Annotated in this window: 26 protein-coding genes; 19 read left to right on the top strand and 7 right to left on the bottom strand. The window is 72.1% G+C overall.

What is annotated here, in order from left to right; translation table 11 throughout:
- The first annotated feature begins 130 nt into the window (after positions 1–130).
- Positions 131–586 carry a MarR family winged helix-turn-helix transcriptional regulator gene (locus EIY87_RS19970; protein WP_125310381.1) on the top strand — a complete coding sequence of 152 codons (456 nt, stop codon included), beginning with the start codon at positions 131–133 and terminating at the stop codon, positions 584–586.
- Here the strand turns inward: EIY87_RS19970 and EIY87_RS19965 are convergent.
- Positions 558–1700, bottom strand: coding sequence for an alpha/beta hydrolase (locus tag EIY87_RS19965; protein WP_125310379.1), 1143 nt, complete (start codon positions 1698–1700; stop codon positions 558–560). The genes EIY87_RS19970 and EIY87_RS19965 overlap by 29 nt on opposite strands.
- Positions 1701–1889: 189 nt before the next feature.
- On the opposite strand from EIY87_RS19965, the gene EIY87_RS19960 reads away from it, so the two are divergent.
- The 4 genes from EIY87_RS19960 (at position 1890) to EIY87_RS19945 (ending at position 5355) form a co-directional block, all read left to right on the top strand.
- Entirely contained in the window at positions 1890–2534 is a 645-nt protein-coding gene (locus EIY87_RS19960; protein ID WP_125310377.1) for an FG-GAP repeat domain-containing protein, read from the top strand.
- 52 nt (positions 2535–2586) lie between these two features.
- Positions 2587–3417 (top strand): NAD(P)H-binding protein, encoded by an 831-nt coding sequence (locus EIY87_RS19955; RefSeq protein WP_125310375.1) that lies wholly within the window; start codon positions 2587–2589, stop codon positions 3415–3417.
- Positions 3418–3842: 425 nt separating this feature from the next.
- Positions 3843–4502, top strand: a complete 660-nt coding sequence (locus tag EIY87_RS19950; protein WP_125310370.1) for a hypothetical protein — start codon at positions 3843–3845, stop codon at positions 4500–4502.
- A 13-nt stretch (positions 4503–4515) separates the two neighbouring features.
- Positions 4516–5355, top strand: a complete 840-nt coding sequence (locus tag EIY87_RS19945; RefSeq protein WP_125310369.1) for a hypothetical protein — start codon at positions 4516–4518, stop codon at positions 5353–5355.
- A gap of 59 nt (positions 5356–5414) precedes the next feature.
- On the opposite strand, the gene EIY87_RS19940 is transcribed toward EIY87_RS19945, so the two are convergent.
- Positions 5415–6584, bottom strand: a complete 1170-nt coding sequence (locus EIY87_RS19940; RefSeq protein ID WP_125310368.1) for an MFS transporter — start codon at positions 6582–6584, stop codon at positions 5415–5417.
- Between the two features lie 73 nt (positions 6585–6657).
- On the opposite strand from EIY87_RS19940, the gene EIY87_RS19935 reads away from it, so the two are divergent.
- The gene (locus EIY87_RS19935) at positions 6658–7197 is read left to right on the top strand and encodes a CGNR zinc finger domain-containing protein (protein WP_125310367.1); all 540 of its coding nucleotides are present in this window, start codon (positions 6658–6660) and stop codon (positions 7195–7197) included.
- A 95-nt stretch (positions 7198–7292) separates the two neighbouring features.
- Here the strand turns inward: EIY87_RS19935 and EIY87_RS19930 are convergent, their stop codons facing one another.
- Positions 7293–7727, bottom strand: coding sequence for an OsmC family peroxiredoxin (locus tag EIY87_RS19930; RefSeq protein ID WP_125310365.1), 435 nt, complete (start codon positions 7725–7727; stop codon positions 7293–7295).
- Positions 7714–8172, bottom strand: coding sequence for a MarR family winged helix-turn-helix transcriptional regulator (locus EIY87_RS19925; protein ID WP_125310363.1), 459 nt, complete (start codon positions 8170–8172; stop codon positions 7714–7716). Before EIY87_RS19925 ends, EIY87_RS19930 begins: the two co-directional genes overlap by 14 nt.
- Before the next feature lie 77 nt (positions 8173–8249).
- On the opposite strand from EIY87_RS19925, the gene EIY87_RS19920 reads away from it, so the two are divergent.
- Positions 8250–8756 (top strand): DinB family protein, encoded by a 507-nt coding sequence (locus EIY87_RS19920; RefSeq protein ID WP_125310361.1) that lies wholly within the window; start codon positions 8250–8252, stop codon positions 8754–8756.
- Here EIY87_RS19920 and EIY87_RS19915 read toward each other — a convergent pair.
- Both EIY87_RS19915 and EIY87_RS19910 read right to left on the bottom strand, forming a co-directional pair.
- Complete coding sequence (locus EIY87_RS19915) at positions 8743–9504, bottom strand: DUF1295 domain-containing protein (protein WP_125310359.1); 762 nt, start codon at positions 9502–9504, stop codon at positions 8743–8745. The genes EIY87_RS19920 and EIY87_RS19915 overlap by 14 nt on opposite strands.
- On the bottom strand, positions 9504–10775 hold the full coding sequence (locus tag EIY87_RS19910; RefSeq protein WP_125310357.1) for an SAM-dependent methyltransferase: 1272 nt from the start codon (positions 10773–10775) through the stop codon (positions 9504–9506). Before EIY87_RS19910 ends, EIY87_RS19915 begins: the two co-directional genes overlap by 1 nt.
- Before the next feature lie 82 nt (positions 10776–10857).
- Here EIY87_RS19910 and EIY87_RS19905 point away from each other — a divergent pair, with 82 nt between their 5' ends.
- The 11 genes from EIY87_RS19905 (at position 10858) to EIY87_RS19855 (ending at position 19915) form a co-directional block, all read left to right on the top strand.
- A complete protein-coding gene (locus EIY87_RS19905; RefSeq protein ID WP_125310355.1) occupies positions 10858–12126 on the top strand; it encodes an NAD(P)/FAD-dependent oxidoreductase in 1269 nt (422 codons plus the stop codon).
- Complete coding sequence (locus EIY87_RS19900) at positions 12120–12854, top strand: DUF1365 domain-containing protein (protein ID WP_125310876.1); 735 nt, start codon at positions 12120–12122, stop codon at positions 12852–12854. Before EIY87_RS19905 ends, EIY87_RS19900 begins: the two co-directional genes overlap by 7 nt.
- The gene (sigK, locus tag EIY87_RS19895; protein WP_125310353.1) at positions 12847–13452 is read left to right on the top strand and encodes an ECF RNA polymerase sigma factor SigK; all 606 of its coding nucleotides are present in this window, start codon (positions 12847–12849) and stop codon (positions 13450–13452) included. Before EIY87_RS19900 ends, sigK begins: the two co-directional genes overlap by 8 nt.
- A complete protein-coding gene (locus EIY87_RS19890; RefSeq protein WP_225439947.1) occupies positions 13449–14219 on the top strand; it encodes an anti-sigma factor in 771 nt (256 codons plus the stop codon). The genes sigK and EIY87_RS19890 overlap by 4 nt, the downstream gene beginning before the upstream one ends.
- A 243-nt stretch (positions 14220–14462) precedes the next feature.
- On the top strand, positions 14463–15773 hold the full coding sequence (gene ftsZ, locus EIY87_RS19885; protein ID WP_125310351.1) for a cell division protein FtsZ: 1311 nt from the start codon (positions 14463–14465) through the stop codon (positions 15771–15773).
- 81 nt (positions 15774–15854) lie between these two features.
- On the top strand, positions 15855–16559 hold the full coding sequence (gene pgeF, locus EIY87_RS19880) for a peptidoglycan editing factor PgeF (RefSeq protein ID WP_125310349.1): 705 nt from the start codon (positions 15855–15857) through the stop codon (positions 16557–16559).
- On the top strand, positions 16556–17266 hold the full coding sequence (locus tag EIY87_RS19875) for a YggS family pyridoxal phosphate-dependent enzyme (RefSeq protein WP_125310347.1): 711 nt from the start codon (positions 16556–16558) through the stop codon (positions 17264–17266). The genes pgeF and EIY87_RS19875 overlap by 4 nt, the downstream gene beginning before the upstream one ends.
- A gap of 97 nt (positions 17267–17363) precedes the next feature.
- Positions 17364–17963, top strand: a complete 600-nt coding sequence (locus EIY87_RS19870; RefSeq protein ID WP_125310345.1) for a cell division protein SepF — start codon at positions 17364–17366, stop codon at positions 17961–17963.
- Positions 17964–18079: 116 nt separating this feature from the next.
- Positions 18080–18355, top strand: coding sequence for a YggT family protein (locus EIY87_RS19865; protein WP_013224824.1), 276 nt, complete (start codon positions 18080–18082; stop codon positions 18353–18355).
- A gap of 52 nt (positions 18356–18407) precedes the next feature.
- Positions 18408–19253 (top strand): DivIVA-like cell division protein Wag31, encoded by an 846-nt coding sequence (wag31, locus tag EIY87_RS19860; protein WP_125310343.1) that lies wholly within the window; start codon positions 18408–18410, stop codon positions 19251–19253.
- Between the two features lie 122 nt (positions 19254–19375).
- Positions 19376–19915 carry a hypothetical protein gene (locus tag EIY87_RS19855; RefSeq protein WP_125310341.1) on the top strand — a complete coding sequence of 180 codons (540 nt, stop codon included), beginning with the start codon at positions 19376–19378 and terminating at the stop codon, positions 19913–19915.
- 214 nt (positions 19916–20129) lie between these two features.
- On the opposite strand, the gene EIY87_RS19850 is transcribed toward EIY87_RS19855, so the two are convergent.
- Positions 20130–20876 carry an ArsR/SmtB family transcription factor gene (locus EIY87_RS19850; protein ID WP_125310872.1) on the bottom strand — a complete coding sequence of 249 codons (747 nt, stop codon included), beginning with the start codon at positions 20874–20876 and terminating at the stop codon, positions 20130–20132.
- A 64-nt stretch (positions 20877–20940) separates the two neighbouring features.
- Between EIY87_RS19850 and EIY87_RS19845 the strand changes: the two genes are divergently transcribed.
- Positions 20941–22242, top strand: coding sequence for an MFS transporter (locus EIY87_RS19845; RefSeq protein WP_125310339.1), 1302 nt, complete (start codon positions 20941–20943; stop codon positions 22240–22242).
- Positions 22243–22337: the final 95 nt, after the last annotated feature.

Below are 22337 nucleotides of genomic sequence, written 5' to 3'. Positions count from 1 at the left end.
GGTGCTGATCCATGTGGGAGCGCTCCCAGTGCGGAACGGAGCTTAGCGGCGAATCGGGCAAAGTTCAACCAACAGGAACGCCGGGTGGTTGGACTGTTCCGCACGTGAGCCGGGTCGTTAAGGTGGGGACGTGGTGACCCGGGCGGAGCGGAACGCGACGGACCCCGATCTGGGTGTCCTGTCCGGCCGGTTGCTGTTCGCCGTCCAGCGGGAGCTCTTCGCCACGCTCGCCGCCGAGGGCTTCGACGACCTGAAGCCCCGCCACGGCGCCGTGCTCGCGTACCTCGACGAAGGCGGCGTCCGGGCGACCGAGCTGTCGCGCTCGTCCGGGCAGCACAAGCAGATCATCGGGACGCTCGTCGACGAGCTGGAAGCCCTCGGGTACGTGGAGCGGCGGCCCGACCCGCGTGACCGGCGCGCGAAGCTGATCTGCCCCACCGGGCGCGGGCTCGCCCAGATGCGCGCGGCCGACGCGATCATGGCCGCCATCCAGCGGCGGCACGAGGAACGCGTCGGGCCGCGCGGCTACCGGGAGTTCAAGCGGGTGCTGATCGACATCACCGAGCACCAGCGCGGCCGGTCCTGACGCCGATCCACTCGGCGACGGCCGGCCAGGCCGGGTGCTCGGGCCGCACGACGTCGAAGTGGGTTCCGCCGTCGACCTCGACGTAGCGACGTTCCCCGCTCTGCTCCGCGTAGCGGCGGCTCCACCCTGCCGGAACCACCTCGTCCGCGGTGCCGTGCACCGCCAGGACCGGGACGCCCGCGTCGGGCAGTTCGAGCGGCGACGCCCAGCCGAGGTGTTCGGGCCCGCCGATGAGCAGCGGGACGACGCCGTCGCCGACGGTCTCGGCGATGGCGGGCCACAGCTCCGGCCGGGCCGGCTCGGGCGCATCCGCCGGCGGCTCGGCCGCCGGGTCGGCGAGGACGGCGCCGACCTTGGTCGCGGCGGCGGTCTCCAGGTCGAGCGCGCCGGCCAGGGTCACCACGCCGACCGGAACCACCTTCGGCCCGGCGCCCGGCGCCGCCGGCGGGAGCGCCTGGCGGTGGGCCGCCCACGCGGCGAGGTGCCCGCCCGCCGAGTGGCCGAGCAGCACGACGCGGCTCGTGTCGAGGGCGGGGTCCATGCCGTCCAGGGCGTCGACCGCGGCGGCGACGTCGAGGAACGTCCCGGGCCAGCCGCCGCCGGGCTCGCCGATCCGCCGGTACTCGGCGTTCCACACCGCGTACCCGCGCGCGACCAGGTCGTCGGCGACACCGGTGAGCTGGCGGCGGTCCCAGAGCGCCGTCCAGTAGCCGCCGTGGAACAGGGCCACGACGGGGAACGGGCCGTCGCCTTCGGGCAGGTACAGCTCACCCACCTGCGACGGCTCGGGCCCGTAGGCGACGGTCCGCACGCGAGCGTCCCCGGGGTCGTCGTAGCGCACGCCGCGCTCGGCGCCGACGAGCCCGTCGATGGTGCCGAAGAAGGCGGCGATGGCGGGCAGGTTCGCGCCCTTGGCCTTCGACTCGTCCCACGCGGCGTCGTCGGTCCACTCGACGAAGTCCAGCCAGGTGTTCTCGCCGACGCGGACCAGGCGCGCGGACCGGAACCCGCGCCGGTCGGCCCGGAACGCCGCCACCATGCCCGGCCGCGCGGCCAGCATCGCCTGAGTGTTCTCGGGCTTCACGGTGAAGGTGGTCATTTCGATGACGGACATCTTCGGCTCCCGGTCAAGGTTCTTGATAGTCAAGAAATATGACTAAATTCGGGCCGCCGGCATTCCGCCGTGGCCCGGTTGCGTTTGTGTGGCACATCACACCCCGGGCGCACCCCGCGGCAGCGTGAGCGTCTTTCTTCACGAGAGCACTTCCGGTGAAAAGATCACCGGAAGGTGGAGGGAGATCTCATGAACCGCACCGGAATCGTCCGCACCGCGACCGTCGCCGGCGTCACCGCCGCGCTGGGCCTCGCCGCCGCCGCGCCGGCGCTGGCCGCGCCCCCGGTCACCACGGCCGCCGACCTGAACGGCGACGGCGAGCTCGAGACCGTGACCGTGCGGCAGACGGGGGACGACCAGCTGATCTCGGCCACCGTGGACGGCACCTCCACCTCGATCCGCCTCCCGCTGGACAGCCAGTTCGGCCTCGAGGCCCTGCGGGTGGCCGACCTCAACGGCGACGGCCGCGCCGAGCTGATCGTGACCCGGTCGGTCGGCGCCAACACGACGTTCTTCTCCGCGCTGCACTTCGACGGCCGCACCCTCAGCCCCGTCGTGGGTCCGGACGACCAGCCGTTCTCGTTCGCCGAAGGCGGCGGCGTCGCGGCCCACCTCGGCTACACGTGCAACCCCTTCGAGCGCGGCCGCGCGTTCGCCGTCGTGGCCAGCGAGAACGACGACGTCAGCCGGCCGACCGGCCAGTTCACCTACTCGGGCACGCGCACGGCGTACACCCTGCGCGACGGCGCGCTGAGCGTCCAGGAGTCGACGCCGATCACCGCGCGACCGGTCAACGACCCGCTGCTCGCGGTGGACGCCGCCGGCTGCGCCTGACCCCTTCTCGTATACCGTACGATGTCGTACGGCATACGAGAAGGGGATTGCGATGACGATCTTGGTGACGGGCGCGACCGGCAGCGTGGGGCGCCTGGTGGTCGACGAACTGCTGGCCGCGGGCGTGCCGGTGCGCGCGCTGACCGTCGACCCCGGACGCGCGAAGCTGCCACCGGACGCCGAGGTGGTGGTCGGCTCGCTGGCGAAGCCGGCCACGCTGCCGGTGGCGCTCAAGGGGGTTTCGGCGGTCTACCTGGCGCCGATGGCGCGGACCGTGCGGCGGTTCTGCGAACTCGCGGCCGCCGCCGGGGTCGAGCGGGTGGTCGCGCTGTCGGGCAGCAGTGTCGGGGACGGCCACGAGGGCTCCAGCGGCAACGAGTACGGCGCCGTCGAGGCGGCCGTGCGGGAGGCCGGGTTCGCCTGGACCTTCCTGCGGCCGGGGGTGTTCATGAACAACACGCTCGACTGGGCGGACATGGTCCGCGCCGGCGAGGTCAGGATGGCCTACGGCGACGCCACGCAGACGCCGATCGACCTCGGGGACATCGCGGCGGTGGCGGCCCGGGTGTGCGTCGAGGACGGGCACGTCGGCGCCACGCACGTCCTCAGTGGACCGGAGGCGATCAGCCTGCGTGAGCAGGTCGCGACGCTGGGTTCGGTGCTGGGCAGGGAAATCCGCTTCCGCGAGCTGACCCGCGAGGAGCAGCGTGCGCAGTGGATCGGCTACGGCGTCCCGGAAACGGCCGTCGACTGGCTGCTGGACGGCTTCGAAGAGACCCTGCGGCACCCGCAGGTACCGACCGGTGTCGTCGAAGAGCTGCTCGGCCGTCCGGGGACGACGTACGCGGAATGGGCTGCGGCGCGGCGGGACGTCTTCGCTTAGACCCGCGTGCGGCCGTTCGATTCACTCGGAAGGTGAAGCGCGCGCCCGGCTGTCGAGGCAATTGTTCGAGGCCGCGGACGCCCCGTGCGCCGGCGAGGCGCCGCCCTCCGACGGGGCGGGCGGCGCCGCCGAACGGTTCCCGGATCGCCGCGGGGCTTCCCGTGCGTGATCATGAAGGGCGAGGCCGTTCACCGTCCCGGCGTAGTGCGTTCGCCCGATGCGGCGGGCCCGCGCGTTCCGGCATTTTCGCCGGGATTTCCTGAATGTTTCCCCGGGTTCACCCCTGCGGGTTTTTTCGCCGTTTCCACGCGTTCCCACACCTTCAGGTCATCGCCCCGATCCGGGGTGGCTTCCTCGGTACCATCGGTTCGCTTGGTGCGCACCGGCAGTCACGTTCGAAGACCATTGTCAGGAGCTGGTGAATCGTGACGAACACCGGAATCGATGGCGAAACGCTGACCGTGGTGTCGTCCGTGGCGGCGGTCCGGCACACCGTCGCCGTGCCGGCGGAAAACCGCGGCCAGATCGACAACGTGCTGCTGCTGGCCGTGCTGGCCGCCGGTGCGAAGTACAACATCGGCCTGCAGAGCGATGAGTGGTTCAGGACGTTCGACGACACGATCCAGACCGGTGCGGAGTGGGTCGTCGACGCGGGCTCCTGGAAGCGCGTGACCCGGTCGGGCAGCCCGTTCGACCTGGCCGTGATCCTGCCGGACGGCACCGCGGACACCGAGCGGGCGCTGGTCGCCGTGCGCTCGGAGCACTACCCGCTGCGCGGCGCGCTGCGGTTCGGGGCCGTGGCGAGCGCGGACGTCGCCGTGCTGTGCGCGGTGGCGGACGTGACGCCGCGGCCGGGTGCGCTGTCCGTCGTGCTGGGTGCCGTCGCCTACCGCTTCAAATCCGACCTGAGCGTCGACAACCCGCTGGCGCCGTGCCCATGGGCCGAAGTGGACGACGCATTCCTGCGGCTGTCGAAATACACGATCGATACCACGAAGGCCGGATACGACGCGATCCAGCAGCGGATCGCGAAAGCACTCGGCGACCGGGTCGAGAAATACCTCTACCGCACACCGATCAAGTGAAACGAGGAAACCGATGATCACCAAGGAAGCCCCCTTCACGCTCTCGGACGACGCCGTCGCGTCCCTCCCCGGGCAGCGCGACCGCGCGGTGGACTACCTGGAAAACCTGCCGCTCGCCGACTTCGACGTCGAACACCAGCCCGGCCGGGGTGGCCTGTACCTGCCGACCGGCGACACCTTCGGCACCTCGAAGGTGACCCCGGCGAACGGCAACTCGGCCGCCCAGGACACGATCGTGGCACCCGACGCGATGGGTGACGCCAACTACACGGCTGTCATGCGCACGAAGCTGCTGGCGCAGATGGGCGCCCGCACCCAGTTCGACGTCAACCGCGAAACCGACAAGTACTACCAGAAGTACATGGAGATCCTCGGCTACTGCGGCTGGGTGCAGAACTACAGCAAGTGGCGGCAGTACTCGTCGTCCAGCTCCAGCCTCGAGATCAGCCGGGTGCTCATCGAGCTGCTGACGGGCCTGCTGGTCGGCCCGCAGCTGGAGCTGCTGGAGACGGCGCTGACGGTGCTGAAGACGGGCTACTCGTCGAACGAGCAGATCCGCCTGCTCGGCAAGGACAAGGCGGCGGACAAGGAGGTCAACTTCGACCTCGGCGTCGTCGGCGAGGACAGTCACGCCTGGCCGACGTTCAAGCCGGTGTTCTTCGCGATCTCCGCCGAGTCCGAGACCGTGAACATCCTGTTCGCCACCCTGAAGTCCAGCCAGACGTCGGTGTTCTACGCGACGTCCGACCAGACCCTCGACATGAGCCACTACGCGAAGGTCAAGGCGACGGTCGAAGCCAAGACGGAGGAGGCGGCGAAGAAGTACATCGAGAACCTGCCGATCGCCGACTGACCGGCACGCGCCGGCCCGACCACAGGATCCCGACCCGGTGAACCTTCGTGGTCACCGCGCTAGACGCGCGTGCGGGTCATCCCGGCCAGGCCGAGCAGCGGCAGCGCGCCGGCGAACACGACCACGGCCGGCCAGCCGCCGAGGTGGAACGCGATCGAGCCCGCCTGGGAGCCGATCGCGCCGCCGACGAAGAACGTGCCCAGGTACACGCTGTTGACGCGGGCGCGGGCGGCCGGGTCGAGCTGGTAGATCACGTGCTGGCCGGTCACCAGCGTCGTCTGGACCGCCATGTCGACGGCGATCGCGGCGATCGCCAGCAGGACGACGCTGTGCGCGCCGAAGCCGGCGAGCGCGAACGCCGCCGCGCAGAGCACGAAGGCGCCCGCGGTGAGCCGCCGGCCGTGGCCGTGGTCCGACCACCGCCCGGCCAGCGGTGCCACCGCGGCGCCCGCGGCACCGGCCAGCGCGAACAGGCCGACGCCCAGCTGGCTGTAGTTGAACGGCGGAGCGGTGAGCACGAAGGCGATGGTGGTCCAGAACGCGCTGAAGGCGCCGAACATCGCCGACTGGTACAGCGCGCGGTGGCGCAGCGCCGGGTGCTTGCGCCACATGGCCAGCGTCGAGCGGATCAGCTGCCCGTAGCGGACGTCGGTCTTGGGCGCCCGCCGCGGCAGGGCGAACCGCAGCACGGCGGCGAGCGCGGCCATCGCCGCCGCCGAGATGAGGAACACGACGCGCCAGCTCGTCACCTCGGCCAGCAGGCTCGCGACCACGCGGGAGAGCAGGATGCCGAACAGCAGCCCGCTCACGACCCGCCCGACGATCCGGCCGCGGATGTCGTCGGGGGAGAGGTCGGCGGCGAACGGGATGAGGATCTGCACGACGACCGACGTCGCCCCGACGAGCAGCGAAGCGATCAGCAGCACGGCGAACCCGGGCGCGACGCCGGTGACGACCAAACCCGCGGAAGCGACCGCGAGCAGAGTCGCGACGAGCCCGCGGTTCTCGAGCCGGTCCCCGAGCGGGACGAGCAGCAGCATCCCGGCGGCGTACCCGATCTGGGTGGCGGTGACGACCCCGCCGGCGGCGGCTTCGCCCACCCCGAACGTCCCGCGCAGCTCCGCGAGCAGCGGCTGGGCGTAGTAGAGGTTGGCGACCGTCAGTCCACAGGAGACGGCCAGCAGCAGGACGAGCCAGCCGGGTGGTGCGTGCTGCTTCGTGTCGGTCATCGCGCTCCCAGGAACCGGTTTGATCGGTTCCCGACGGTACCAGTCAAACCGGTTCCGACGTACTGTGAGCCGCATGACGGAACGCTTCCGCTCGGGTGCGGGCAGGCCGTGCCTCGACTTCGTCCGCACACTGCGCTACCGCGGCACGCCCACGGAGACGGAGGAACTCCCGGACGCGGCGGCGTGGGGCGCGTGGATCGACCAGCTGGGCCCGTTTTCCGCGCCGGTCCGCCCGGCCGGGGTGGCCGACGCGCGAGCGGCGCGCGAAGCGATCCACGAACTGCTCACCGGCTCGCTGCGCCCTTCGTCGCGGCAGCGGTTGAACCGGTTCGCGGCGCTGCCGGTACCGGCGCCTTCGCTGACGCCGTCGGGAGAACTGCGCTGGCAGGCCGAGGATCCCGCGGCCGCGATGCTGGCGCTGCTGACCCGCGACGCGCTTGAGCTGGCGACGTCCCGCGAGTTCGCGCGGGTCCGGCGCTGCGCGGGGCCGGCGTGCGGCGCGCTGTTCCTGGACACGTCGAGGCCGGGCACGCGCCGGTGGTGCTCGATGGAGATCTGCGGCAACCAGGCGAAGAAGTCGACTTATCGAGCCAAAGCGACGGCGCAGGGCTAGCGCCCCAATGTGGCCTTCGGTGCGTCTGACGCACCCAAGGCGGCCTTCGGTGCGTCAGACGCAACCAAGGCCGCCTTGGGGCGCTCGGGCCGGGGTCAGTTGAGCGCCGCGTCCAGCGTGATCGTCGTGCCCGCCAGTGCCTTCGACACCGGGCACGTCTTCTCCGCCGTCTCGGCGTACTCGGCGAACTGCTCCGCCGTGACGCCCTCGATGGACGCGCGCAGCGTGATCGCGATGCCGCTGATCTCGAAGCCGCCGCCTGCCGCCGGGCCGAGCGTCACCTCCGCGCTCACGTCGATCGAGTCCGCGGTGATCTTCTGGGCCTCGAGCACGCCGGACAGGTTCATCGCCAGGCACGACGAGTGGGCGGCCGCGATGAGCTCCTCGGGGCTCGTCTGGCCGTCCGGGTTGCCCGCTCGGGTCGGGAAGGACACGGAGAACGTGCCGGCGTTGGACGAGTCCAGGGTGACCTCGCCCTTCCCGTTCTGCAGTCCGCCGACCCAGTGGGTGGTCGCGTCACGGCTGGGCATCAGGGCCTCCAAGTGAGTAGGCGGCGGCCGACGCCGTCAGCCGCCTCAGGGTGTCGATGAGCTGCCGCCGCTCGCTGTCGTCGAGGCCCAGCGCGCAGCCGATCGCCGAGGGGACGCCCGCGGCGCGCGTGCGCGTCGAACGGCCTTCCTCGGTCAGGCTGACCACCACGGTGCGTTCGTCTTCGGGCAGGCGTGCCCGGGTGACGAGCCCGTTGGCCTCGAGTCGTTTGAGCAGCGGGGAAAGCGTGCCGTAGTCCAGGTGCAGCGCCTCGCCGATCTCCTTGACCGGCCGGGCGTCGGACTCCCACAGCACCAGCAGCACGAGGTACTGCGGGTACGTGAGACCCAGCTCGCCCAGCAGGGGACGGTAGGTGTCCGTCACCGCGCGCGACGCCGCGTAGAGCGCGAAGCAGGCTTGCTCATCCAAGAGGAACTCGTCCGGCACGTCCACAAACCTAGCCCACGATTACATCGTGCGCAAGGTATTCGGAACTGTCGGACCCCTCTGGCAGAGTGCCGATCATGACCGAACGACCGCGGCGCCCGGAAGTCCCGCTCACCGGCGGCGAGCGCGAGATCCTGACCGGCCTGCTCGACTACCACCGCGCCACCGTCGCGTGGAAGTCCGGCGGGCTCACCGAAGACCAGGCCCGCCGGGCGCACCTGCCGAGCGAGCTGACCACCGTCGCCGGGCTGATCGCCCACCTGACCCTGAACGAGTGGTTCTGGTTCGCCGTCGTCGTCGACGGCGAGGAGGACACCTGGGCGGAGCGGCTCGAGCTGGACCCGGACGCCGAGTTCCGGGTCCCGCCCGGGACCACTGTCGAAACGCTGCTCGCCGACTACGAAACGCAGTGCGCCCGTAGCCGGGAGATCATCGCGAAACACAGCTTCGACGACGAGGTGACGCACAAGCACGAGACCTTCAACGTCCGCTGGGTGCTCACGCACATGATCGAGGAGACCGCCCGGCACGTCGGCCACCTCGACGTCCTGCGCGAGCTGACCGACGGCCTCACCGGCGAGTGACCTTCTTCGGCGGCAACGGGAAGAAGCCGCTGGTGCGCTCGACGTAGTGCGCGTACGCCGGGCGCGTCTTCGCCATCCCCTTCTCCAGCATGGGTTTGCCCGTGCCGCGGGCGAGCGTGAACGTCATCGCCACGGGGGAGAGGATCGTCAGCGCGCCCGGCCACGTGGAGCAGGCCAGCAGGTAGAGGCCCCACCACACGCACGCGTCGCCGAAGTAGTTCGGGTGCCGCGTGTAGCGCCACAGGCCGGTGTCCAGCACGCGGCCGCGGTTGGCCGGGTCGGCCTTGAAGCGGCGCAGCTGGTCGTCGCCGACCGTCTCGAACCCGAAGCCGACCGCCCACACGACGATGCCCAGCCAGCCCAGCACGCTGATCCCGGTGCCGTCCACCGCGAACTGCACCGGAAGGGAGACGAAGTAGAGGACCACGGCCTGGAAGAGGTAGACGCGCACGAACATCTTGAGCGGCCCGTGGCCCATCCGCGCGTACCGCGGGTCCTCGGGCAGCTTGTGGTTGCGCAGGTGCAGGTGCACCGACAACCGCACACCCCAGACCACCGTCAGGAGCACCACCACGAGCCGCAGGTGCAGCGGCCCGTCGCCGAAGGGGAACGCGGCGACCGCGACGATCGCGAACCCGAGCCCCCAGAACGTGTCGATCGTGTCGTAGCGCTTGCGCGCCCGCGCGATCCCGAAGGTCAGCACCACCGCCACGAGCGTGACGGCGGCCGTGACGAGCAGCTGCGGCATCAGAGCCACTCCCGCGTCGCGGGCATCCCGGACCGGCCGTGCTCGTCGGGTCGCACCGCAAGGATCTGGTCCACGCCCATCCGGTTCTCCTCGAACGCCAGTGCCCCGCCCACCAGGTACAGCCGCCAGACCCGCGCGCCGGTCTCGCCGATCAGCGCGACGACGTCGGTCCAGTTCTTCTCCAGGGTGTCGGCCCAGGCGCGCACCGTCCAGACGTAGTGCTCGCGCATCGCGTGCACGTCCCGGACCTCGAGGCCGGCGGTCTCCAGGTGCTCGACCGTCCGCCCGACCGGGCGCATGGTCATGTCCGGGGCGATGTACCGCTCGATGAACGCGCCGCCGCCGGGGGCGACGTTCCCGCGCGACATCTGCTGGAGCAGCACCCGGCCGCCGGGCTTCACCATGCGGTGCAGCGTCGCCGCGTACGCCGGGTAGTTGACCTCGCCGACGTGCTCGCCCATCTCGATCGACGCCACCGCGTCGAACGGCGCGTCCGGCAGCTCGCGGTAGTCCTGCCGGCGCACCTCGACGCGGTCTTCGAGGTCGTGCTGGGCGAGCCGGGCGCGGACGTGCTGCAGCTGCTCGGCCGAGAGCGTGATGCCGACGGCGTGCACGCCGTGGTGCTTGGCCGCGTGGACCAGCAGCGAGCCCCAGCCGCAGCCGACGTCGAGCAGCCTCATGCCGGGCCGCAGCCCCAGCTTGCGGCAGATCATTTCCAGCTTGTCGTGCTGCGCCTGCTCGAGGCCGTAGCCCGGCTCGCCGGAGGTGAAGTACGCGCTCGAGTACGCCATCGACTCGTCCAGGAGCAGCTGGTAGAAGGCGTTGCTCAGGTCGTAGTGGTGCGCGATGGCGGACCTGTCTCGCAGCAGGCTGTGCAGCTTGCCGGTCAGGCGGGCTTCCTCGGCGGGCGGCTTCGGCGGCGGCCCGACGACGCCCAGCGAGGCCGCGAGCCGGATCGCTTCGGCCCAGTCGCGCGGCCCGAGCTTCACCCGGTTCAGCTCCCCGGCGCGGGTGAGGGCCCAGATCCGGCGGAAGCCGTCCGCCAGATCTCCTTCGACGTCGAGGTCACCGGTCACGTAGGCGCGGGCGAGCCCCAGCTCGCCGGGCGCGTAGAGCAGGCGGCGCAGGGCGCGGCGGTTGCGCAGGACCACCGTGGGCGCGTCCACGGGACCCGCCCGGGTCCCGTCCCAGGTCCGGAGGCCGACCGGGAGGTGCCCCCCGAGGAGCTTCCCGGCGAACGAGGCGAGGCGGTGCGCGGTGCTGTTCGGCATGTCGGGGATTCGCTCCGCCCCGCGCGGTGGATTGGTCCGGCCCCCGGCCAATCCGGTCCCGGCGCGGCGGCGAAGTACCGGTGTGGAGATCACGGGAGAACGCATCGCCGTCATCGGCAGCGGGGTGGCCGGGCTGACGGCGGCATACCTGCTGCAACGCAAGCACGAGGTCCTGCTCTTCGAGTCCGACGACCGGCTCGGCGGGCACGCGCACACCCACGACGTGCCCAGCGCCCACGGCGGCACCATCGGCGTGGACTCGGGGTTCATCGTCCACAACGAGCGCACCTACCCGACGCTGCTCAAGCTGTTCGCGGAGCTCGGCGTGCGCACGCGCGACACCGAGATGTCGATGAGCATCCGCTGCGACGGCTGCGGTCTCCAGTACGCCGGCGCGAAGGGGCTGGCCGGGCTGTTCGCCCAGCGCGGCAACCTCACCCGGCCCCGCTACCTGCGGATGCTCACCGAGGTGAAGCGGTTCCACCGGCACGCGAAGCGGCTGCTGACGGCCGAGGACGCGGGCGACGTCACCCTCGGCGCGTTCCTCGCCATCGGCGGCTACACGCGCTACTTCGTCGACCACTTCATGCTGCCGCTGGTGTCCACGGTCTGGTCGGCCGACCGCAGCGACACCCTCCGCTACCCCGCGCGGTACCTGTTCGAGTTCCTCCGCAACCACGGCATGCTCAGCGTCAAGAACTCGCCGTCCTGGCGGACCGTCGTCGGCGGCTCCCGCGAGTACGTCGAGCGCGCCGCCAAGCAGCTCACCGCGGTCCACCTGTCCACGCCGGTCCGCTCGGTGCTGCGGACCGCGAACGGCGTCGAGATCCGCGACGACGCCGACACGCCGCACCGGGTCGGCAAGGTCGTCGTCGCCACGCACGCCGACCAGGCGCTGGCCCTGCTGGCCACCCCGACCGCCGCCGAGCGCGAGGTGCTCGGCGCGTTCCGCTACTCCGCCAACGAAGCCTGGCTGCACACCGACACGAGCGTGCTGCCCACGCTGGCCGACGCGCGGGCCGGGTGGAACTACCGCGCGCCCGTCTGCGGCGCGCCGACCGGCGCCGTCCAGGTCAGCTACGACATGAACCGCCTGATGCGCCTCGACGAGCCGACCGGCTACGTCGTCACGCTGAACCCGGGCGACGGCCCCGAGAAGGACCACCTGGTCGCGCGGATGCGGTACGAGCACCCGGTCTACACGCCGGAATCCGTTGCGGCGCAACGCCGGCTGCCCGAGCTCAACGACGGCGTGTTCGCCTACGCCGGCGCCTACCACGGCTGGGGCTTCCACGAGGACGGCTGCTCCTCGGGTGCCCGCGCCGCCGAAAGCCTCGGAGTGGCCTGGTGACGAACGCGCTCTACGACGCCACGGTCGCGCACGTGCGGCGGATCGACCCGCCGCACGCCTTCGCGCACCGCGTGTACCTGTGGCTGGTGGACCTCGACGCGCCGCCGCGGCTGCCGTGGTGGCTGCGGCCGTTCGCCCGCTTCGACCACCGGGACCACTTCACCGCGGCCGACCCGCGCGGGATCCGGGAGAAGCTGGACGCCTGGCTCGCCGAACGCGGCGTCGACCTGCGCGGCGGGAAGGTCGTGATGCTCGCCGCCGCGCGCGTGCTCGGGTACGTGTTCAACCCGATCAGCGTCTACTGGTGCCACGACCCCGAAGGCCGCCTCGAGTGCGTCGTCGCGGAAGTGCACAACACCTACGGCGGCCGCCACGCCTACCTGCTGCGCCCCGACGAAGCCGGGCTCGCCCGCGCGGCCAAGGAGTTCTACGTCTCGCCGTTCCAGGAGATGGACGGCGAGTACCGGATGCGCCTGCCGCGCCCGGAAGCGCTGCTCGACCTCACCGTCGCGTTGCGCCGCGGGACCTCGACCCCGTTGGTCGCTACGCTGCGGGGAGTTCGCCGCCCGGTGAACCCGCGGTGGCTGGCCCGGCTCGTGCTGGCCCGGCCGCTGCTCCCGCAGCGGGTGTCCGCGCTGATCCGCCGCCACGGCATCGCGTTGTGGCTGCGCAAGGCCGCGGTCGTGCCGCGCACCCCGCAGACCGCCGGAGGACAGCTCCATGGATGAGCAGGCCCGCCAGCGTTCCCTGGCGCCCGTGCCCGAAGCCGCGCCGGCCGGTCCGACGGCGGAAGAGCTGATGGTGCGCGTCGCGAAAGGCGACGAACGCGCCTTCGAGCTGCTCTACGACCAGCTCGCCGGGCCGATCTTCGGGCTCGTCCGGCGGATCGTGCGCGACGCGGCCCAGTCCGAAGAGGTCGCCCAGGAGGTCCTCGTCGAGCTGTGGCGCACCGCGACGCGGTACGCGCCGGCCAAGGGGTCCGCGCTGAACTGGGCGATGACGCTGGCGCACCGCCGCGCGGTCGACCGCGTCCGCTCGGCGCGCGCCAGCACCGAGCGCGAGCAGAAGGCGACCTTCGAAGCCGCCCGCGGCCGTCCGTTCGACGAGGTCGCCGAGTCCGTCACCGCGCGGCTCGAACGCTCGCAGGTGCGCCGGTGCCTGTCCTTCCTGACCGACCTGCAGCGCGAGTCCGTGCTGCTCGCCTACTACCAGGGCTATACGTATCGCGAGGTGGCCGAAGTGCTGTCGACGCCGCAGGGAACCATCAAGACGCGGCTGCGGGACGGGCTGATCCGCCTGCGGGACTGCCTGGGGGTGACCGCTTGAGCACGCCCGAAATGCACACCCTGGCCGGCGCCTTCGCCCTCGACGCGGTCAACGACGTCGAGCGCGCGGAGTTCGCCCGCCACCTCGAGCAGTGCGAGTCGTGCGCGCAGGAGGTCGCCGAGCTGCGCGCGACCGCGGCCCGGCTCGGCGCGGCGATGGCCGAGGAGCCGCCGCCGGAGTTCAAGGACCGCGTCCTGGCGGCCATGCACGCCACCCGCCAGCTGCCGCCGCGGACCCGGCCCGGCTCGCCCGAGCGGTCCCGCCGTTCGGCGCGGGCCCCGCGCTGGGCGGTCGTCGTGGCGGCCGCGGCCGCCGTCGTCGGGCTCGCCGCGGGTGGGGTGTTCGGCGGGATCGCGCTGACCCAGCAGCAGGAGCTGCGGACCGCGCAGACGCAGCTCGACCAGGCGAAGGAGCGCTACGCCCCGGTGGCGGCGCTGCTCGCCGCGCCGGACGCGAAGACCGCGCACGGCCAGGCGCCCGCCGGCGGCGGCGTGACGGTCGTGCTGTCCAAGACGCTGAACCGCGTGATGGTGATGGACGCCGGGCTGCCGGCCCAACCCGGCGGGAAGGTCTACGAGGCCTGGCTGATCACCGGGACGGACGCGCCGCGCTCGGCCGGGGTGCTCGCGCCGCCGGCCGACGGGGGACTGGTCGTCGCGGACGGCGTCGGGAGCGCCGACCACCTGGCGGTGAGCCTCGAGCAGGCCGGGGGATCGCCCAGCGGGACGCCCACCGAGGTGCTCATGAGCATGCCCGTACCGGCTTGAGCCGGGCGCCATAGCAGACCGGACGCCGGCGGTGCTCGCGGCTCCTCGCTCTTGCGCGCTCGAACGTGTTGTGGCAAAACACCTTTGCGACACACGGCGTGCCTACTGGATTAGAGCCTGCCTGGTGCCTACCGTCCTGCCTAACGTCGGCAGTTGACATAACTCTCGATCTGCGGTTGAGGTTGAGAGTCGATCACCCGCCGGCGGGCTGTACGGGCACAACGATCAGGAAGGCGGACTTCGATGACGCCCCCGCACAACTACCTTGCGGTGATCAAGGTGGTCGGCATCGGCGGTGGCGGCGTGAACGCCGTGAACCGCATGATCGAGGTCGGCCTCAAGGGTGTCGAGTTCATCGCGGTGAACACCGACGCACAGGCACTGCTCATGTCCGACGCCGACGTCAAGCTGGACATCGGCCGCGAACTCACCCGGGGCCTCGGCGCGGGCGCCGCCCCCGAGGTCGGCCAGAAGGCCGCCGAAGACCACCGCGAAGAGATCGAAGAGGTCATCAAGGGCGCCGACATGGTGTTCGTGACCGCGGGCGAGGGCGGTGGCACCGGCACCGGCGGCGCCCCGGTCGTGGCGCAGATCGCCCGCAAGCTGGGCGCGCTGACCATCGGCGTCGTGACCCGCCCGTTCACCTTCGAGGGCAAGCGCCGCGGCAAGCAGGCCGAGGACGGCATCCAGGCGCTGCGCAACGAGTGCGACACGCTGATCGTGATCCCGAACGACCGGCTGCTGCAGCTCGGCGACATCGGCGTCTCGCTGATGGACGCGTTCCGCTCCGCGGACGAGGTGCTGCTGTCCGGTGTCCAGGGCATCACCGACCTGATCACCACCCCGGGCCTGATCAACCTCGACTTCGCCGACGTCAAGAGCGTCATGTCCGGCGCCGGGTCCGCGCTGATGGGCATCGGGTCGGCCAGAGGAGAGGGCCGGGCGATCCAGGCGGCGGAGAAGGCGATCAACTCGCCGCTGCTGGAGGCGTCGATGGACGGCGCCCACGGCGCGCTGCTGTCCATCGCCGGCGGCTCCGACCTGGGCCTGTTCGAGATCAACGAGGCCGCGTCGCTGGTGCAGGAGTCCGCGCACCCGGACGCCAACATCATCTTCGGCACGATCATCGACGACTCCCTCGGCGACGAGGTCCGCGTCACGGTGATCGCGGCCGGGTTCGACGCCGGCGCGCCGACCCACAAGAAGCTCGACCCGTCGACCTTCGGCTCCGGCTCGCGCCCGGCGTCGACGACCGCGTCGGCTTCGGCCGGCCAGGTCTCGAACCCGCCGACCCCGCCGTCGGGCGCCACGCCGGTGCCCTCCACGGGCGGCTCCGGCTACCCGGTCGCGCCGCCGCGCACGCACTCGCCGATGCCGCCGGCGACCGGCGGACAGCCGTCCGGCGGCGGTCTCCCGCAGCCCGGCGGCGGCTCGCGCGGCTACTCGCCGATCGGCTCCAACCCGGCCCAGGGCAGCCTGCCTGGGCGCGCGATGCCGGTGCACGACGACCCGTCGGACGACGAGGTCGACGTCCCGCCGTTCATGCGCCGCTAGACACAGGTGGTCCGTGAAGGCCTCCTTACCGGCCTTAAGAGCCGGTAAGGAGGCCTTCACGGCGTTTGGGAGGATGAAGGCATGCGGGTTCGGCGAGTGGTGACCACCAGGGCGGGCGGCGCGTCGCGGCCGCCGTACGACACCTTCAACCTGGGGGACCACGTCGGCGACGACGAGGGCAACGTCTACGCCAACCGCAAGCGCCTGGCGGCCGAGCTGGGCCTGGCCGAGGACAAGCTGGCCTGGATGGAGCAGGTCCACGGCCGCACCGCGACCATCGTGGACGGTTCCGAGACCCGGGCCGCCGAGGCGACCGACGCGCTGGTGACCGCGACCCCGGGGGTCGCGCTCGTGGTGCTGGTCGCCGACTGCGTGCCGATCCTGCTGGCCGACGCCGAGGCCGGGGTGGTCTCCGCGGTGCACGCGGGCCGCGTCGGCACGCGCGTCGGCGTCGTCCCGGCCGCGCTGGCCGCGATGCGGGAGGCGGGCGCCGAGCCGCACCGGATCGAAGCTCTGCTCGGCCCCGCGATCTGCGGCGACTGCTACGAGGTCCCCGCCGAAATGGCCGCCGACGTCGAGAAGCACGTCCCCGGCAGCGCGTGCAAGACCCGCAAGGGCACGCCCGGCCTCGACCTGCGCGCCGGCCTCTGGCGCCAGCTCGCCGACCTCGGCGTCGGCAAGATCGGCGTCGACCCGCGCTGCACGAACGAGGACAAGACGCTGTTCAGCTACCGCCGCGACGGCACGACCGGGCGGATCGCGGGCATCACCTGGGTCGAGGCATGACCGACCGCAAGGCCGAGCTGGCCGCGAACCTGGCCGAGGTCGAGGACCGGATCGCCGCCGCGTGCCGCGCCGCCGGGCGCGCCCGCGACGACGTCAAGCTGATCGCCATCACGAAGACCTTCCCCGCGTCCGACGTCGCCCTGCTCGCCGAGCTCGGCGTCACCGACGTCGGCGAGAACCGCGACCAGGAGGCGGGCCCGAAGGCCGCCGAAGTCCCCGGGCTGCGCTGGCACATGGTCGGCAGGCTCCAGCGGAACAAGGCACGCTCCGTGGCCGGCTGGGCCGACGAGGTGCAGTCCCTCGACTCGGCCCGGCTCGCCGACGCGCTGGCGAAGGCGGTGCGTGCGGTTCGCGACGCCCAGATACGTGACGAACCCCTCGACGTGCTGATCCAGGCGAGCCTCGACGACGACCCGTCGCGCGGCGGCTGCCCCCTCGGCGAGCTGGGCGCGCTCGCCGAGCATGTCACCCACATGGATGAGCTGCGGCTTCGCGGGCTGATGGCCGTCGCCCCGCTCGGCGCCGACCCGGCCGCCGCCTTCGAACGCCTCGCTCGCGCGGGGGAGGCGCTCCGCAAAGATCACCCGAATGCCGCAACCGTGTCCGCTGGGATGAGCCATGATCTCGAGCAGGCGATCACGCACGGCTCCACCTGTGTGCGTGTCGGAACCGCGTTGCTCGGTGGACGCGGTTTAGCCTCGCCGTAGGGAGCCCGCACGGCCGTCACGTTTAGTGGTCGTCCGCGCGGGGCACTGACGGCGTGGAGAATCGTTGGTGCGGGAGCGGCTAGGGCTAGGGAGAGGCATGAGCGCGCTGCAGAAGCTGAAGGCCTACTTCGGGATGGTGCCCGCTGACGACGACGGTTACGACGTCGAGGACGACTACCGGCGCGGTTACGACGACGAGTACGACTCCTACGAGGAGCCTGCTCCGCGGTCGTCGCGTTCACGGTACCGCGACGTCGACGACACGTACGACGAGCCCGTCAGCCGCAGTCGGTCACGCTCCGTGGCCACCGCGGAGCCGGCCGTCCACGGCGCGCTCGCGATGGACCGGCAGCCGGAACCCGTGGCGCGGCTGCGGCCGGTCACGGAGCCGGTCGTGCGGCAGCCGGTGCGTGACCCGTTGAGCCGGATCACCACGCTGCACCCGACCAGCTACGCGGAGGCGCGGGCGATCGGGGAGCACTACCGCGAGGGCATCCCGGTGATCATGAACCTCACCGAGATGGAGAACGCGGACGCCAAGCGGCTCGTGGACTTCGCCGCCGGGCTGGCGTTCGCGCTGCGCGGGTCGATGGACAAGGTCACCAACAAGGTGTTCCTTCTCTCACCGCCCGATGTGGACGTGACCGCCGAAGACCGTCGGCGGATCGCCGAAGGGGGATTGTTTTTGCGGGGCTGAAGTCGCGTGGACCGCTGAGCGCAAGCAGACGTGATTTTGTCGACTCGATGCGGCGTCGACCCCCCTTGACTGCGTCTTATGCCCGGACGCCTGGTTAGAGTAGGTACGTGGAAGCTGTGTGGCTGGTCGTCTGGTACGTGCTGTTCGCCTTCTGGCTGCTGCTGACGGCGCGGATCGTGGTCGAACTCGTCCGGACGTTCGCGCGTGAGTGGCATCCCGCCGGTGGGGTTGCGGTGACGCTCGAGACCATCTACACAGTGACGGACCCGCCGGTCCGGTTGTTCAGGAGGATCATTCCGATGGTCCGGATCGGCGGCGTCGGACTGGACTTGTCGATTATGGTGCTGCTGTTGGTTGTGTTCTTCGCGATGCAACTGGCGACTCCAAGTTGATCGGGGAGACTTGGGTGGACCCTGCAGGCCATGGAGTGCGTGAGGTGATCTGATGTCGTTGACCCCCGCTGACGTGCATAACGTTGCGTTCAGCAAGCCGCCCATCGGCAAGAGGGGCTACAACGAGGACGAGGTGGACGCGTTCCTCGACCTGGTGGAGACCGAGCTGGCCCGCTTGATCGAGGACAACAACGAGCTGCGCCAGCAGATGGAGCAGCTCGACGCCGAGCTCGAGTCGGCTCGGAGCGAGCTCGACAGCGCCAAGTCGGCGCCCCCGATGCGTGAAGAGCCCTCGCGGCGGCTCGCCCCGGTGCCGCCGCCGCAGTCCGCCATGGAGCAGACCCAGGCGCACTCGATGGTCGGCGACAGCACGGAGCCGAACGTGCAGGCCGCCAAGGTCCTGGGCCTGGCCCAGGAAATGGCCGACCGGCTGACCGCCGAGGCGAAGACCGAGTCCGACGGGATGCTGGCCGAGGCCCGCACCAAGTCCGAGCAGCTGCTCTCGGACGCACGGGCGAAGTCCGACTCGATGGTCAACGAGGCCCGCACCCGCGTCGACACGATGCTGAACGACGCGCGGACCCGGGCGGAGACCCTGGAGCGCCAGGCGCGCGACAAGGCGACGACGCTCGAGCGCGAGTCGCAGCGCAAGTACACCGAGACGATGAACAGCCTCAACTCCGAGAAGAGCGGGCTGGGCAAGAAGATCGAAGAGCTGCGCACGATCGAGCGGGAGTACCGCACGAGGCTGCGCGGGTTCCTCGAGTCCCAGCTGCGCGAGCTCGACGACCGCGGTTCCGCCGCGCCCGCGTCGGCCTCGTCCGGCTCGAGCCAGTCGTCCGGCTCCTCCAGCGGTGGCCAGGGCTACTCCTTCGGCCCACGCGCCGAAGCCGGCTGAGTTTCGTCCGTGCCCGCCCCGCCGGTGTGAGCCGGCGGGGCAGGCCACGGTTCGGAGTCGATCCGGTACGGCACGTGGGTGGGTCGCGGTCCGATCTTGCCCGGTTCGTGTTGTAATGCAGCGTGCTTTACATAGTGCTGGTCCTGGTACTGGCGGCTCTGGGGTTGCTCGTCACCGCGCTGATCACCGCATCGTCGTTGTGGGCGTGGGTTTCCATCGGCCTGTCGGTACTGGCGGGCCTGCTCCTGGTGGCCGACTGGCTGCGCCGCCGTCGCCGCACCTCGGCGGCTCCAGCGGCCGCTCCCGAGGCCGAGCCGGCTCCGGAGGCGGAGCCTGCTCCGGAGACCGAGGAAGCGGAGCAGACCACGCTCATCCCGAAGGCCGGTGAGCTGGGCGACCCGGCCGACACGCCGGAGCCGGTCGCGGAAGAGCCGGCCGAGCCCGGCGAGGAAGAAACCCCGGCTGACGACATCGCCGTCTTGGCGGACCTCGACGACGAGGTCGTGGTCGTGGACGAGCACCCGCGCTACCACCTGAGGGCCTGCCCGTGGCTGGGCGCCCGCGAACTCATCCCGATCGGCATCGGCGAGGCCCGCCAGCTCGGCTTCACCCCCTGCGCCCGCTGCACCCCGGACGCGACCTTGGTGGCCGCGCACCGCTGACGCCCTTTGGAGAGGCCGCGGCCCGACAGCGGCCGCTCCCTCGCTCGGCCGCCGCGGGCAGCCGCTCGGCTGCGGTCGGCCTACGCTCGCCGCGAGCTTGTTCGGCCGCACCGCGCGGAATCGGCCGCGCCCGCTGCGGGCTTGCTCGCCGCACCGCCCAGCGATCGGCAGCGTCGGTTGTGCCCACCCCTCGGCGTCGTAGCGCGGCCACCGCTCAGGCCGCCAGGCCCGCCAACCCCAAGTGCGTCTCCAACGCCCGCGCCCCCGCCGGCGTGAGCCGCAGCGCGCGGTGGGCGTCCGCGCGCCGCCGGACCCAGCCCGCGTCCCGGAACCGCGTCGCCACCGCAGCACCCAACGCCCCCGCCAGGTGGTGGCGTTGCTCGCTCCAGTCCAGGCAGAACTTCAGCAACGGCCGCCGTCCGGACGACGCCGCCGTCAGGTCGACGCCCAGCGCGTCGAACACCGGCTCCGCGGCCGGGCCCAGCGTGTACGGGTGCTCGCGCAGCGGGGCCGAAATCCGGTCGCCCGCCCGGCGTCGCGTGTCCGGGGCGCCGGCCAGCGCGCCCCGCGCCAGCAGCGCGGCCGTGACCGCGACCCCGAGGCGGCCGGCCAGGTGGTCGTAGCACGTGCGGGCCGTGCGCAGCGCCTCCGCGCGCGTGCCTTCGCGCAACGACGTCACCGGCTGGGACGGCGAGAACCGCGCGAGCGTCTCCAGCAGCTCGGCGGGATCCGGCCCGGCCAGCCGGTAGAACCGGTGCCGCCCCGACTTCTCCGCGACGACCAGGCCCGCTGCCCGCAGCTTCGCCAGGTGCGCGCTGACGCCCTGCGCGGACAGCCGGGCCTCGGCGGCCAGCACGGACGCCGCCAGCGCCCGGCCGTCGCCGAGGGCGAGCAGCACCCGGACCCGCGCCGGGTCCGCGAACAACGCGGCGGTGCGGGCGATGTCGGCGTCCCCTTCCACACCTCCAGGATGCCCCCGGGACAGTTCCACCGCGACGGAAGCGTCCGCGCGGTGCACTGGGGGCATGCTGCTGTTCACCATGTGCGCCGGGATGTTCCTGGTGCAGCTGGACGTCACGGTCGTCAACGTCGCCCTGCCCACGCTGGGCACGGACCTGCACGCGGATCTCGCGGCGCAGCAGTGGGTGGTCGACGGCTACACCGTCGTCCTGGCCGCGTTCCTGCTCACCGGCGGTGCCCTCGGCGACGTCTTCGGCCACCGCCGCGTCGTCCTCACCGGCTTCGGGCTCTTCGGCGCGGCCTCGGCCGCGTGCGGGCTCGCGGCCACCGCGCCGGTCCTCGTCGCCGCCCGCGCCGGGCAGGGCCTGGGCGCGGCGTTGCTGCTGCCCGGCACGCTCGCCGTGATCACGAACGCCTACCCGGGACGCGCCGAGCGGGCCCGTGCCCTCGGTGTCTGGGCCGGGGTGTCCGCGCTCGCGCTGGCGGCGGGCCCGGTGCTGGGCGGCGCGGTCGTGACGGCGGCGGGCTGGCGCCCGGTGTTCTGGCTCAACGTCCCCCTCGTGCTGGCGGCGGCCTTCGCGACCTGGCGGCTCGTCCCCCGCGGCACGCGCGCGCCCGGACGGCGGGTCGACGTCGCCGGGGTCGTCACCGCCGCGCCCGCCCTCGGCGCCGGGGTGTACGCGGTCATCGGCGGGAGCGTCGTGGCCGCGGGGGTGGCGGTCGTCGCGCTGGCCGTGTTCGTGGCCGTGGAACGCCGGGCACCGGACCCGATGCTGCCCCTGGACGTCGTCGGGCGGACGCTGAGCGCCAACTTCGTTTCGGCGGCGATGAACTTCGCCGGGATCGGCGCGATCCTGCTGCTGACGCTGTACCTGCAGGGCGTGCGGCACGCGTCCCCGCTGGCGGCCGGGCTCGAAGTCCTGCCGCTGTTCGGCCCGCTGTCGGTGCTGGCCCCGGTCGCGGGCCGGCTGACCGGCCGGTTCGGCCCGCGGCCGCTCATGGTCGCCGGGCTCGCGCTGGGTGTGCTCGGGATGCTGAACCTGGTGCTGCTGAAGGAAAACAGCGGCTACGCGGCCCTCCTGCCGACGCTGCTGGGGCTCGGCGTGGGCATGGGCCTGCTGACGACGGCGGTGGTGACGGCCGCGGTCTCCGGCCTGCCGTCCGAGCGGGCGGGCGTGGCCAGCGGGGTCAACAACACCGCCCGGCAGGCGGGCGGTGCGCTCGGGGTGGCGGTCCTCGGCGCGGTGGCGGGCGCGCCGGGCCCGGGCTTCGTCCCGGGACTGCACGCGGCGGCCGCGATCGCGGCCGCACTCTGGCTGACGGCGATCGGCGTCACGCTCGCGCGGGTCCGGACCCCATGCCGTTAAGGGGCTCTTTGTACCGATGTGTGGGTGGTTGAGCGTGGCGTGGGGGCGCACGCCGTTGTCCGGCTTAGTTTCTGGCTTGTCGAGAGTCAGGAACG

The organism is Amycolatopsis eburnea, assembly GCF_003937945.1.
Taxonomy (GTDB): Bacteria; Actinomycetota; Actinomycetes; order Mycobacteriales; family Pseudonocardiaceae; genus Amycolatopsis; species Amycolatopsis eburnea.
Note: the sequence above shows the minus strand (reverse complement) of the source record. Positions and strands in the feature narration are given on the sequence as shown.